The following is a 13729-nucleotide window of genomic DNA, read 5'->3' on the forward strand; positions in this document are numbered from 1 at the left end:
CCTTTTTCCATGAAATGGTGTTTTGTGCTAACCCTATTTTTCATATCGCTATATTGTTCTGGTTTTTGGATCCCACCTTGCTTTAAAACGTTATAAGCGTTTAAATTGCGCTCCAGGTGCTGTCATACCGACTGCATTTACGCGGTAAATCGAAAAACTATTCTTCGCCGCGCCAGGTCGGGAGTGTTTCCCGCTGGAATTGAGCAAAAATGCCGCTGTATTGTCCCCCAGGGAAAGGCAAAAATTTACTATTTTCAACACCACATCCACAGGCAGTAAGACTTTATGACCCATCAGTTAAAATCGCGCGATATTATCGCTTTGGGATTTATGACATTTGCACTGTTCGTTGGTGCAGGTAACATCATCTTCCCCCCAATGGTTGGTTTGCAGGCAGGTGAACACGTCTGGACTGCGGCTTTTGGCTTTTTGATTACGGCCGTTGGCCTGCCGGTGCTTACCGTTGTCGCGCTGGCGAAAGTCGGCGGTGGTGTGGACCGACTGAGCACGCCTATCGGTAAAGTTGCCGGTCTGCTGCTGGCGACCGTTTGCTATCTGGCCGTTGGGCCGTTATTTGCTACCCCGCGTACCGCGACAGTCTCTTTTGAAGTCGGGATTGCACCGCTGACTGGTGACTCTGCGCTGCCGCTGTTTATCTATAGCGTTATCTATTTCGCGATTGTCATTCTGGTTTCGCTTTATCCGGGCAAACTGCTGGATACGGTGGGCAATTTCCTGGCACCGCTGAAAATTCTGGCGCTGGTGGTCCTGTCTGTCGCTGCAATCGTCTGGCCAGCAGGCCCGATCAGTAATGCGATGGAAGCCTATCAAACTGCGGCGTTTTCTAATGGCTTCGTGAACGGGTATCTGACCATGGATACGCTGGGCGCGATGGTGTTTGGTATTGTTATCGTTAACGCCGCTCGCTCGCGTGGTGTTACTGAAGCGCGTCTGCTGACCCGTTATACCGTTTGGGCGGGTTTAATGGCGGGGGTGGGCTTAACGCTGCTGTATCTCGCGCTGTTCCGTCTGGGTTCAGACAGCGCGATTCTGGTCGATCAGTCTGCTAACGGCGCGGCGATTCTGCATGCGTATGTTCAGCACACCTTTGGCGGTGCAGGAAGCTTCCTGCTGGCGGCGCTGATTTTCATCGCCTGTCTGGTTACCGCGGTTGGCCTGACCTGTGCGTGCGCAGAGTTCTTTGCCCAGTACGTTCCACTGTCTTATCGTACGCTGGTATTTATCCTCGGCGGCTTCTCGATGGTGGTTTCTAACCTGGGTCTGAGCCATCTGATTCAGATCTCTATTCCGGTGCTGACGGCTATCTATCCGCCATGTATCGCACTGGTTGTATTAAGCTTTACCCGCTCATGGTGGCATAATTCTTCCCGCGTCATTGCACCTGCGATGTTTATCAGCCTGATTTTTGGTATCCTTGATGGCATTAAAGCTTCTGCAATTGGCGACGTGTTACCGGCCTGGACCCAGCGTTTACCGCTGGCGGAGCAGGGGCTGGCGTGGTTGATGCCAACAGTCGTGATGGTGGTCCTGGCAGTTATCTGGGATCGCGCCGCGGGTCGACAAGTGACCTCCAGCGCACACTAATATCACTGACAATAAGTTTTAACCACGGGGCTATTAACATGGCCCCGTGGTTTTTTTATTGTGTTAACAGGTTAGGAATCGATGGAAAGTAATAACAAGCTAAAGCGTGGGCTGAGCACCCGGCACATCCGCTTTATGGCATTAGGTTCAGCAATTGGTACCGGGCTGTTTTACGGCTCGGCCGACGCTATCAAAATGGCGGGGCCAAGCGTATTGCTGGCCTATATTATCGGCGGTGTCGCGGCGTACATTATTATGCGTGCGCTGGGCGAAATGTCTGTTCATAACCCGGCAGCCAGCTCCTTCTCGCGCTACGCGCAGGAAAACCTCGGACCGCTGGCAGGCTACATTACCGGCTGGACCTACTGTTTTGAAATCCTGATTGTCGCCATTGCCGATGTGACAGCCTTCGGCATATACATGGGCGTCTGGTTCCCGGCGGTACCGCACTGGATTTGGGTACTCAGCGTGGTGCTGATTATCTGCGCCATCAACCTGATGAGCGTGAAGGTGTTTGGTGAGCTGGAGTTCTGGTTCTCGTTCTTCAAAGTCGCCACCATTATCATCATGATTGTCGCCGGTTTCGGTATCATCATTTGGGGGATTGGCAACGGCGGGCAACCAACCGGTATCCATAACTTATGGAGCAACGGTGGCTTCTTCAGCAACGGCTGGCTCGGCATGGTGATGTCGCTGCAAATGGTGATGTTTGCCTATGGCGGGATTGAGATTATCGGGATTACCGCAGGCGAAGCCAAAGACCCGGAAAAATCTATTCCGCGCGCCATCAACTCCGTACCAATGCGTATCCTGGTATTTTATGTGGGGACGCTGTTCGTCATTATGTCTATCTACCCGTGGAACCAGGTGGGTACCGACGGTAGCCCGTTCGTTATGACGTTCCAGCATATGGGCATTACTTTTGCTGCCGGGATCCTCAACTTTGTGGTTCTGACTGCGTCGCTGTCGGCTATTAACTCTGACGTCTTCGGTGTGGGGCGTATGCTACACGGCATGGCGGAGCAGGGCAGTGCCCCGAAAATGTTCGCCAAGACGTCGCGTCGTGGCGTGCCGTGGGTGACGGTAATGGTGATGACTATCGCGCTGCTGTTTGCGGTGTATCTTAACTACATCATGCCGGAAAACGTCTTCCTGGTGATCGCCTCTTTGGCGACTTTCGCCACGGTATGGGTGTGGATTATGATCCTGTTGTCGCAGATTGCTTTCCGTCGTCGTCTGCCGCCTGAAGAGGTCAAAGCGCTGAAATTTAAAGTACCGGGTGGGGTCACGACGACTGTTGTTGGCCTGATTTTCCTGGTCTTTATCATCGCGCTCATCGGCTATCATCCGGATACCCGCATTTCGCTGTACGTCGGCTTTGCGTGGATTGTCCTGCTGCTGGTCGGATGGGGATTCAAGCGCCGTCGCGAGCGCCAACTGGCTGAAGCACAGTAATATTTTTGCCGGGTAGCTTTGCGTTACCCGGCAATTTTCTCCTCCCCCGAACTCCTCCCCCAATAAACGTTAAGATGATGAGTGATCCTGCACTTCACTATGGCAAGGTGACGTCATTATCATCAAAGGGGATACGTGATGTTGAACGCCTGGCACCTTCCGGTTGCCCCATTTGTTAAGCAAAACAAAGATCAACTGACGATTACATTATGGTTGGCGGGGGAAAATCCACCCCTGCGGGTGACGCTACGCGCAGAAAACGATAACGAAGAGATTTCGCTGGCTATGCACAAGCAGCGCAGCCAGCCGCAGCCGGGTGTGACCGCGTGGCGAGCGGCGATCGATCTCTCCAGCGGGCAGCCTCGTCGACGCTATAGCTTTAAATTACTTTGGCTCGATCGTCAGCTGTGGTTCACCCCGCAGGGATTCAGCCGTTTTCCGCCTGCGCGTCTGGAGCAGTTTGCGGTTGATGTGCCGGATAATGGTCCGCAGTGGGTTGCCGATCAGATTTTCTATCAAATTTTCCCGGACCGTTTTGCCCGCAGCCAGTCGCGTGAAGCGGGCCAGGATAACGTCTATTACCACCACGCCGCCGGACACGACATCGTGCGGCGCGAATGGGACGAACCGCTTACGGCTCAGGCCGGTGGCTCCACGTTTTATGGCGGGGATTTGGACGGCATCAGCGAAAAGCTACCGTACCTGAAAACGTTAGGGGTCACGGCGCTGTACCTGAATCCTGTATTTACCGCCCCGAGCGTGCATAAATACGATACCGAAGATTACCGTCATGTTGATCCGCAATTTGGCGGCGACAGGGCGCTACTGCGTCTGCGGCACAACACCCAACAGCAGGGCATGCGTCTGATTCTCGACGGCGTCTTTAACCATAGCGGCGATTCGCACGCCTGGTTTGACCGACATAATCGGGGGACAGACGGGGCGTGCCATAATCCAGAATCCCCCTGGCGCGACTGGTATCATTTCTCAGCCGACGGCGTTGCGCTCGACTGGCTGGGATATTCCAGCTTACCTAAGCTGGACTTTTCCTCGGAAAGCCTGGTGAATGAAATTTATCGTGGTGAAGACAGTATCGTCCGCCACTGGCTGAAAGCGCCGTGGAGTATGGACGGCTGGCGTCTTGATGTGGTGCACATGCTGGGAGAGGCCGGAGGCGCACGTAACAACCTACAACATGTGGCCGGAATTACGCAGGCGGCAAAAGAAACCCAGCCAGAGGCGTATGTGGTGGGTGAGCATTTTGGCGATGCGCGCCAGTGGTTGCAGGCTGATGCAGAAGATGCCGCCATGAACTATCGCGGCTTTACTTTCCCCCTCTGGGGATTTCTCGCCAATACCGATATCTCATACGACCCGCAATCCATTGATGCCCAGACCTGTATGGCATGGATGGATAACTACCGCGCGGGGTTGTCGCATCAGCAACAGCTGCGGATGTTTAATCAGCTCGACAGCCACGATACCGCCCGCTTTAAATCTCTGCTCGGTAAAGACGTCGCACGGTTACCGCTAGCGGTGGTATGGCTGTTTACCTGGCCTGGCGTGCCCTGTATTTACTACGGTGACGAAGTGGGGCTGGACGGGAACAACGATCCGTTTTGTCGCAAACCGTTCCCGTGGCAGCCTGAAAAACAGGACGCTACTCTGCTGGCATTGTATCAGCGGTTGGCAAAATTACGCCACCAGAATCAGGCGCTGCGCCACGGTGGTTGCCAGGTGATTTACGCCGAGGATAACGTGGTGGTGTTTGTTCGCGTGCTAAACCGACAGCGCGTACTGGTGGCGATTAACCGTGGCCACGCTTGTGAAGTGGTCCTGCCAGCCTCGCCATTACTGAGCGTGAGTCAATGGCAGCACAAAGAGGGCAATGGCATGCTTGCCGACGATATCCTGACGTTGCCGGCGATTTCCGCCTCAGTATGGATAGGTCATTGATATAAGCGCGCAATCTCCGGGCTTGCCAGCAGCGTTTCCCGCCACCAGCGCTGTGCCAGCCCATCGCGGTTATTGCGCCATGCCATATATGCCACGTCTTTTTGGCGAAATGAGATAACCGTTTTTTCCACCAGCTCGCCCGTGGTAAGCCACGGGCTGGCAATATGGCGGGGGAGAAATCCGCAGCCCATACCGGCTCGTAGTAGCATCACCTTACTGTGGAAGTCATCGACGCGGATTTGCGCCTGTTCCTCCATCAGATTGGTTTGTAACGGATGGCAGAAGCGGGCGCTGTCGCTGATAACAATCGCCCGATGCAGGCATAACTGTTCGTTGGTCAGGCCGTCTGCTGCTGCGGCCAGCGGATGCTCAGGCGCAACGACAAACACATTGTCCAACGTGCCGAGCATTTTATAGGACCAGGCTGCAGACGTTGGCGGTTCATTAATTGCCCCCAGAATAATATCGGCTCCATTATGGGTCAGCTCCTCCCAGGAGCCCGCCAGCGTATGGTGGGTAAAACTGAGGCGAGTTTGCTTATTCAGCGCATGAAATTCATCGATAATGGGCAACAGCGCGGAGAAAGGAAAGGAGTCGTCCAGCGCAATTGCCAGCTCTTTTTCCCAGCCTGAACTCAGCTGTACCGCCTGCTTTTCGAGATCTTTTGCCGCATTCAGCAGCAAACGCCCTTTTTCCAGCATCATCTGTCCGGTATCGGTAAATTTTGCCCGGTGCCCGGAACGGTCAAGCAGCTCGATATTCAAATCGCTTTCCAGCTTCTGAATCATATAGCTGAGTGCGGCAGGGGTTTTAAACAGCGACTCGGCCGCTGCGGCAAATGAACCCTGTTTGTCGAGAGCGTCGAGAATAAGCAAAACATCCAGATTAATGCGCATAAGCAGAAAATATCCTGAAAATTAAACCCTTCTGTTGTACCGAATGAAGAAAAACAATGCCAGTGAATAAATTAGATGAGTCATGCGCATTTTTTTGATGTTGTTTAGGATATATCGCAACACAAAATTAATAGTTTCACAGGATGGTAAGTTTTCTTTAATAACTCGTTAGAAATTTCCCGCTATACTCAACAAGCTTTCTGATTCAGGATCCTGCTGCTGACGGCAGATACAGACCGTTGCCTTTTAACTTATTGATTAAGAAGGTGTGCTATGTCTATTCGGGAACTGATTGACCCTCAAAACTCTACGCTTATTTTTATTGATCATCAGCCGCAAATGTCATTCGGTGTGGCGAATATTGATCGCCAGACTTTAAAAAATAATACCGTGGCATTAGCGAAAGCCGGGAAAATATTCAATGTTCCGGTGATTTATACTTCTGTAGAAACCAAAAGTTTTAGCGGATATATCTGGCCGGAATTGTTAGCGGTTCATCCTGATGTCAAACCCATTGAACGCACCTCAATGAACTCCTGGGAAGATGCGGCGTTTGTGAAAGCAGTGGAAGCGACCGGGCGTAAAAAACTGATTATCTCCGCGCTGTGGACCGAAGTATGCCTGACTTTTCCGGCGCTGATGGCACTGGAGGCAGGCTATGAAGTTTATGTGGTAACGGATACCTCCGGCGGCACGTCCGTAGATGCTCATGAGCGTTCTATCGACCGCATGGTACAGGCAGGTGCCGTACCCGTAACCTGGCAACAGGTTCTTCTCGAGTACCAGCGCGACTGGTCCCGCAAAGAAACCTACGACGCCGTCATGGATCTGGTACGCGAGCACAGCGGCGCCTACGGTATGGGCGTGGATTATGCCTATACCATGGTGCATGGCGCGCCGGAACGTAAAGCTTAAATACATGTCATCCTTCATGTTGCATCTTTGTTGGCTTCGCTTGCGTACCCCGGTCACTTACTTATGTAAGCTCCCGGGGATCCACAACCTTGCCGCCTCGATACACCATGAATGATTTTGTGTATTGCTTTCCTGGCCTAAGCGGCCTGTTTCCTGTCAACAAGGAACCCTTCATGGCGCAGAACAAACATGTGACGTTGGTAATTACTCACACTCTGCTACCTGAGCAGGCGCAGCGGTATGAGCAGTGGCTGGGGAAAATCATGCCTGTAGCGGCTGAATTTCCCGGTCATCTCGGGGCGAACGTGATTCGCCCGGCAGATGGCAACAACCTGTGGAACATCATTATCCGCTTCGACACGCTTGAGCATCTGTATAGCTGGACCCAGTCCGATACGCGCCGCGTGTTGGTCGAAGAGATTGCTCCACTGCTGGCTGAAGGTGACAAAACCGAAATTCGCACCGAAGCAGCATTCTGGTTTACGCCGCCCGCGCCCCATGTACGCCAGCCCAAACGCTGGAAACAGTTTCTGATAACCCTGCTGGTGATATTTCCCAGTACCAATCTGGTGCCGTGGTTGACCGGCATTGTACTGCCTGCAATGAAGGGCTCGTTACTCCTGCATCTCATCAATGATGCCTTTGTGGTTGCGCTGGTGGTCTGGTTCTGGATGCCCATCGTAACCCGTCTGTTTGCCGGATGGCTGAAAAAAGCCTGACCGGTATCTCAGGAGATTGTTATGTCTCAAACTGCCACACTGATTCTGACTCACGGAAAAATTCATACTCTCGACAGGCAAAGTCCGCAGGTCGAGGCGGTGGCGATCGCCAACGGAAAGATCCTGGCGACCGGTAGCCACGAACGGGTAATGAGCTTTGCCGCCAAAGGGACGCAGGTTGTCGATCTGCAAGGACATACGGTGATCCCGGGCCTGAACGATTCGCACCTGCACCTTATTCGTGGTGGACTGAATTACAACCTGGAATTGCGTTGGGAGGGCGTGCCGTCACTGGCGGACGCGCTACGCATGCTCAAAGACCAGGCTGACAGAACGCCGTCGCCACAATGGGTACGCGTGGTGGGCGGCTGGAGTGAATTCCAGTTTGCCGAACGTCGCATGCCAACCCTCGAAGAACTGAATGAAGCCGCTCCTGATACTCCGGTTTTTGTTCTGCATCTCTACGACCGGGCTTTGCTCAACCGCGCCGCGCTGAAAGCGGTTGGCTATACCAAAGCGACGCCGGATCCGGCGGGCGGTGAGATTGTGCGTGATAGCAACGGCAACCCGACCGGAATGCTGATCGCTAAACCGAACGCCATGATCCTTTATTCGACGCTGGCAAAAGGACCAAAACTGCCGCTGGAAATGCAGGTTAACTCGACCCGTCAGTTTATGCGTGAACTGAACCGTCTGGGACTGACCAGCGCCATCGATGCGGGCGGCGGCTTCCAGAACTACCCGGAAGATTACGAGATCATTGAGCAGTTACACGCTAACAAACAGATGACGGTACGTATTGCCTACAATCTGTTTACCCAGCGTCCGAAGCAGGAACTGGAAGACTTTGAACGCTGGACCGATATGCTCAAGCCAGGGCAGGGAACCGACTTCTATCGTGCCAACGGGGCGGGGGAAATGCTGGTCTTTTCTGCAGCGGATTTTGAAGACTTCCTTCAGCCACGTCCGGATCTGCCGGAGGGGATGGAAGATGAGCTGGAGCGCGTGGTTCGTCACCTGGTGGAGCATCGCTGGCCGTTCCGCCTGCACGCCACCTACGATGAATCTATCAGCCGAATGTTGGACGTATTTGAGAAAGTTAATCGTGATATCCCGTTCAATGGTCTGCACTGGTTCTTTGATCACGCCGAAACAATTACCGAACGAAACATCGAGCGTGTAAAAGCACTGGGCGGTGGGATTGCGGTTCAGCACCGTATGGCGTTCCAGGGAGAGTATTTTGTCGATCGCTACGGCAAAGACGCGGTTAAACATACGCCGCCGGTGGCGAAAATGCTGGCGGCTGACGTTCCGGTCGGGCTGGGGACTGACGCCACCCGCGTGGCCAGCTACAACCCGTGGACCGCGCTCTACTGGCTGGTTTCGGGCCGTACCGTTGGCGGGATGGCAATGTACGATGATAACAACCGTCTGCCGCGTGATGTTGCCCTGGAACTGTGGACGGCCGGTAGCGCCTGGTTTTCCAGCGAGCAGGGTAAGAAAGGGCGCATCGAGAAAGATCAACTGGCCGACCTGGTGGTGCTGTCTAAAGATTACTTCAGCGTGCCGGAAGAAGAGATCAAAGGTATCGAGTCGGTGATGACCGTTGTTGATGGCAAAGTGGTTTACGCCGCCGGGCATTTCACCCCGCTGGCACCACCTGCTATTCCGATTGTGCCGGACTGGTCGCCAGTGGTGAAGGTGCCGGGGCACTATCGCTCAGCGCCACCTGCTGCGGCGAAAATTGGCGCAATGGTGCAGATGCACCAGTGCTGCGGCAGCTGCGGCGTACACGGTCACCAGCATGATATTGCGCGGAAATCGGGGATTCCGGTGTCAGATGACCGGGCTTTCTGGGGCGCGCTTGGCTGTTCCTGCTTCGCGTTTTAATCGCTTATCGGATCTGCTAACAATAAAAAAGGCCCGCATTTGCGGGCCTTTTGTCGATTCATGCCAATTACAGGCTGGAAACGTTCTCGGTCAGGTATTTTGCCACGCCGTCCGGAGACGCGTTCATACCTTCTTTACCTTTTTCCCACTGTGCCGGGCAAACGTCACCGTGCTCTTCGTGGAACTGCAGCGCGTCAACCATGCGCAGCATTTCGTCGATGTTACGACCCAGCGGCAGATCGTTAACCACCTGGTGGCGAACAACGCCGTTAGCGTCGATCAGGAAAGAACCGCGCAGCGCAACGCCCGCTTCCGGGTGCTCGATGCCGTAGGCTTTCTGGATTTCGCGTTTGATGTCAGCAACCATTGCGTATTTCACTGCACCGATGCCGCCTTTGTCGACAGGGGTGTTACGCCATGCGTTGTGGACAAATTCAGAGTCGAAGGAAACGCCAACAACTTCAACGCCGCGCTTCTGGAATTCTTCGTAACGTTTGTCGAATGCGATCAGTTCAGACGGGCAAACGAAGGTGAAGTCCATCGGCCAGAAGAACAGAACGGTGGTTTTACCGTTGGTATGCTGTTTGAAGTTGAAGTTTTCAACGATCTCACCGCTACCCAGTACCGCAGCTGCTGTGAAATCCGGAGCCTGACGAGTTACCAGTACCATATAATTCTCCTGCAATGTTAAGGGGTTTTTGGAACGCAACGCGGGCCAGTATAGAGAGTGTTCGGGAATAAGACAAAGAGGCGCTGGCAATCAATGAGACAGGTTTTGTCTATCAATCTTTTGCCGGATGGCGGCTACTGCTTATCCGGCGGGGAATGCGGGCTGCGATCAAAGGGTTTTACACCGCGCCTGTTCCATCATTTGCGGATAAAACTGCCAGAATCGTTCTTCTAACGCATCGTAATGCGTATCGAGGTCATACCATGAGTCGCGTAGGGCATCGAGCCGTGGACGGCGGCTGGCCATGCCGTTCAGGACGTTCTGGATAAAATCCATGTCCCGGTAGCGCTCAAGCCATTTCTCTGACCATATATAGTTGTTCAGATTGATAAAGCGCGGCGGCGATTCCGGCAAAATAGTGGTTACCTGGGTACGGGCATAGCGCACAAAGTCCGTCAGCGGGAAGTCAGGGGAGATTTCCGACCAATGGCGCGACAGAAAATGATCCCACATAACGTCCAGCGTAATCGGCGCGACGCGGCGCGTTTCGCTACGAAACCACTCTTTGGCTTCACGCACCTGCGGTAAGTTATCGGTCATCACGTCGATACGACGATGCATGAAGATGCCTGCTACCACATCAGGCGAGTAGTGCGTTTCCGGATTACCCCGGACAAAATCGGCCAGCAGATTGCCGGAAAGCGAGCTATCGGCAAGGTGAGCGAGATGCAAATGTGCAAGAAAATTCATAGTTAAACGTTTATCCAGAGGGGTAAAGGTTGCAGGGAGAACGCCCCGGCACTAGACTACCCGCCTCTTATTTTAGTCTGAGTCAGTGTCATGCGCGTTACCGATTTCACCTTTGAACTACCCGAATCCCTGATTGCCCACTATCCGCAAGCTGAGCGCAGTAGCTGCCGCTTGCTGTCTTTGGACGGGCCGACGGGCGCGCTGACGCACGGTACTTTCACCGATTTACTCGATAAGCTCAACCCTGGAGACTTGCTGGTCTTTAACAACACCCGCGTCATTCCTGCGCGTCTGTTTGGTCGTAAAGCCAGCGGCGGCAAGATTGAAGTGCTGGTCGAACGTATGCTGGATGACAAACGTATTCTGGCGCATATTCGTGCCTCGAAAGCGCCGAAACCGGGTGCCGAGCTGCTGCTGGGCGACGACGAAAGTATTAAAGCGACGATGGTCGCCCGCCATGACGCGCTGTTTGAAGTTGAGTTTAACGACGAACGCAGCGTGCTGGATATCCTCAACGCCATCGGCCATATGCCGTTGCCGCCGTATATCGACCGTCCGGATGAAGACGCCGACCGCGAGCTGTACCAGACCGTGTACAGCGAAAAACCGGGTGCCGTCGCTGCACCGACCGCGGGTCTGCATTTTGACGATCCGCTGCTGGCTAAACTGCGCGATAAAGGCATTGAAATGGCGTTCGTCACCCTGCACGTTGGAGCGGGTACTTTCCAGCCGGTACGCGTAGACACCATCGAAGACCACATTATGCATTCCGAATATGCGGAAGTGCCGCAGGATGTGGTGGACGCGGTGCTGGCGGCGAAAGCGCGCGGTAATCGCGTGATTGCGGTAGGTACCACCTCCGTGCGTTCGCTGGAAAGTGCGGCGCAGGCGGCCAAAAACGATCTCATCGAGCCGTTCTTCGGCGATACACAAATCTTTATTTATCCAGGCTATAAATATCAGGTGATTGATGCTCTGGTCACCAACTTCCACCTGCCGGAATCGACGCTGATTATGCTGGTTTCCGCATTTGCTGGTTATAAAAACACCATGCACGCCTATCATGAAGCGGTAAAAGCGGAATATCGCTTTTTTAGTTACGGGGATGCCATGTTTATCACGTACAATCCGCAGGCTATTTCTGAGCGACCGTGAGAAGGCTATCTCACTTGCCATTTTGATGTCGGGCAGTGCTCGCCATCCTCACGTACTGCGTGTACGCTCCGGTGGCTGTGCGCTGGTCGCCCCCAAACTGGCTGCGCCGATTGCGCCTTCGCCAGTGGGTTAATATATTTTTACTCCGTGGAGTGATTCCGTGGGGAAAGTTTAATCATCAGACTGTCTCTCTGATGCAGGAGAAAAAATGAAATTTGAACTGGATACCACAGACGGTCGCGCTCGCCGTGGCCGCCTGGTTTTTGATCGTGGCGTAGTAGAAACGCCTGCTTTTATGCCGGTCGGTACTTACGGCACAGTAAAAGGCATGACGCCGGAAGAAGTTGAAGCGACCGGCGCGCAGATCATCCTCGGCAACACTTTCCACCTGTGGCTGCGCCCGGGTCAGGAAATCATGAAACTGCACGGCGATCTGCACGATTTCATGCAGTGGAAAGGGCCGATCCTCACCGACTCCGGCGGCTTCCAGGTGTTCAGCCTGGGCGATATCCGTAAGATAACCGAGCAGGGCGTGCATTTCCGTAACCCGATCAACGGCGATCCGATTTTCCTCGATCCCGAGAAGTCGATGGAGATTCAATACGATCTCGGTTCCGATATCGTGATGATCTTCGATGAATGTACACCGTATCCGGCCGACTGGGACTATGCTAAACGCTCAATGGAGATGTCTTTGCGTTGGGCGAAGCGCAGCCGTGACCGTTTTGATAGTCTCGGCAACAAAAATGCGCTTTTTGGCATCATTCAGGGCAGCGTTTACGAAGATTTACGTGATATCTCTGTTAAAGGTCTGGTAGATATCGGCTTTGATGGCTACGCTGTCGGCGGTTTGGCTGTCGGTGAGCCGAAGGAAGATATGCACCGCATCCTGGAGCATGTATGCCCACAGATTCCGGCAGATAAACCGCGTTACCTGATGGGCGTCGGCAAACCAGAAGATCTGGTTGAAGGCGTGCGTCGCGGTATCGATATGTTTGACTGCGTGATGCCAACGCGAAATGCCCGTAATGGTCATTTGTTTGTGACTGACGGCGTGGTAAAAATTCGTAACGCGAAACATAAAAGCGACACCAGTCCGCTCGATGCTGAGTGTGATTGCTACACCTGTCGCAATTATTCGCGCGCTTACTTGCATCATCTCGACCGTTGCAACGAAATATTGGGCGCGCGTCTCAACACGATTCATAACCTTCGCTACTACCAGCGTTTGATGGCGGGTTTACGCAAGGCTATTGAAGAGGGTAAATTAGAGAGCTTCGTGACCGATTTTTACCAACGTCAGGGTAGACCAGTTCCACCTGTGAACGTTGATTAATTTTAATAATGAGGGAATTTGAATGAGCTTTTTTATTTCTGATGCGGTAGCGGCAACAGGTGCTCCGGCGCAGGGCAGCCCGATGTCTCTGATTCTGATGCTGGTGGTGTTTGGTCTGATTTTCTATTTCATGATCCTGCGCCCACAGCAAAAGCGTACCAAAGAACACAAGAACCTGATGAACTCCATTGCGAAAGGCGATGAAGTACTGACTAACGGTGGTCTGGTGGGTCGCGTGACTAAAGTAGCAGAATCTGGCTACATCGCTATCGCGCTGAACGACACCACTGAAGTGGTTATCAAACGTGATTTCGTAGCTGCCGTTCTGCCGAAAGGCACCATGAAGGCGCTGTAATTTATTGTTTTCCCAAAGGGAACTGCC

General features: G+C 53.4%; 12 protein-coding genes. 9 read left to right on the plus strand and 3 right to left on the minus strand.

The features are described 5' to 3' along the window. Positions 1 to 285: 285 nt before the first annotated feature. The 3 genes from brnQ (at position 286) to malZ (ending at position 5016) form a co-directional block, all read left to right on the plus strand. On the plus strand, positions 286 to 1605 hold the full coding sequence (brnQ, locus tag OGX97_RS15765) for a branched-chain amino acid transporter carrier protein BrnQ (protein WP_003021501.1): 1320 nt from the start codon (positions 286 to 288) through the stop codon (positions 1603 to 1605). A gap of 81 nt (positions 1606 to 1686) precedes the next feature. Next, entirely contained in the window at positions 1687 to 3060 is a 1374-nt protein-coding gene (gene proY, locus OGX97_RS15770; RefSeq protein WP_003021504.1) for a proline-specific permease ProY, read from the plus strand. A gap of 138 nt (positions 3061 to 3198) precedes the next feature. Continuing rightward, positions 3199 to 5016, plus strand: coding sequence for a maltodextrin glucosidase (gene malZ / locus OGX97_RS15775; protein WP_279850392.1), 1818 nt, complete (start codon positions 3199 to 3201; stop codon positions 5014 to 5016). Here the strand turns inward: malZ and OGX97_RS15780 are convergent. Continuing rightward, positions 5010 to 5912 (minus strand): LysR family transcriptional regulator, encoded by a 903-nt coding sequence (locus tag OGX97_RS15780; protein ID WP_048235979.1) that lies wholly within the window; start codon positions 5910 to 5912, stop codon positions 5010 to 5012. The two genes, malZ and OGX97_RS15780, sit on opposite strands and share 7 nt — an antisense overlap. A 273-nt stretch (positions 5913 to 6185) precedes the next feature. Here OGX97_RS15780 and OGX97_RS15785 point away from each other — a divergent pair, with 273 nt between their 5' ends. The 3 genes from OGX97_RS15785 to OGX97_RS15795 all read left to right on the plus strand — a co-directional run bounded on the left by OGX97_RS15785 (position 6186) and on the right by OGX97_RS15795 (position 9436). Continuing rightward, positions 6186 to 6827: a hydrolase gene (locus OGX97_RS15785; protein WP_003021513.1), complete on the plus strand. Its 642-nt coding sequence runs from the start codon at positions 6186 to 6188 to the stop codon at positions 6825 to 6827. A gap of 173 nt (positions 6828 to 7000) precedes the next feature. After that, positions 7001 to 7546 carry an antibiotic biosynthesis monooxygenase gene (locus OGX97_RS15790; RefSeq protein WP_003830975.1) on the plus strand — a complete coding sequence of 182 codons (546 nt, stop codon included), beginning with the start codon at positions 7001 to 7003 and terminating at the stop codon, positions 7544 to 7546. A gap of 21 nt (positions 7547 to 7567) precedes the next feature. Beyond that, entirely contained in the window at positions 7568 to 9436 is a 1869-nt protein-coding gene (locus tag OGX97_RS15795; RefSeq protein WP_128612079.1) for an amidohydrolase, read from the plus strand. Positions 9437 to 9503: 67 nt separating this feature from the next. Here the strand turns inward: OGX97_RS15795 and OGX97_RS15800 are convergent, their stop codons facing one another. Both OGX97_RS15800 and acpH read right to left on the minus strand, forming a co-directional pair. Beyond that, the gene (locus tag OGX97_RS15800; RefSeq protein WP_003021524.1) at positions 9504 to 10106 is read right to left on the minus strand and encodes a peroxiredoxin; all 603 of its coding nucleotides are present in this window, start codon (positions 10104 to 10106) and stop codon (positions 9504 to 9506) included. Between the two features lie 168 nt (positions 10107 to 10274). Further along, the gene (gene acpH, locus OGX97_RS15805) at positions 10275 to 10856 is read right to left on the minus strand and encodes an ACP phosphodiesterase (protein ID WP_003830978.1); all 582 of its coding nucleotides are present in this window, start codon (positions 10854 to 10856) and stop codon (positions 10275 to 10277) included. A gap of 90 nt (positions 10857 to 10946) precedes the next feature. Between acpH and queA the strand changes: the two genes are divergently transcribed. From queA to yajC, 3 genes are all read left to right on the plus strand, one after another. Next, positions 10947 to 12011, plus strand: coding sequence for a tRNA preQ1(34) S-adenosylmethionine ribosyltransferase-isomerase QueA (queA, locus tag OGX97_RS15810; RefSeq protein WP_032942525.1), 1065 nt, complete (start codon positions 10947 to 10949; stop codon positions 12009 to 12011). Positions 12012 to 12219: 208 nt separating this feature from the next. After that, positions 12220 to 13347 (plus strand): tRNA guanosine(34) transglycosylase Tgt, encoded by a 1128-nt coding sequence (gene tgt, locus OGX97_RS15815; protein ID WP_003021535.1) that lies wholly within the window; start codon positions 12220 to 12222, stop codon positions 13345 to 13347. Between the two features lie 22 nt (positions 13348 to 13369). Then, a complete protein-coding gene (yajC, locus tag OGX97_RS15820; RefSeq protein WP_003021544.1) occupies positions 13370 to 13702 on the plus strand; it encodes a preprotein translocase subunit YajC in 333 nt (110 codons plus the stop codon). Positions 13703 to 13729 lie beyond the last annotated feature (27 nt).

Origin of the sequence: Citrobacter sp. Cpo061, from assembly GCF_030332845.1 — a bacterium.
Classification (GTDB): domain Bacteria; phylum Pseudomonadota; class Gammaproteobacteria; order Enterobacterales; family Enterobacteriaceae; genus Citrobacter; species Citrobacter portucalensis.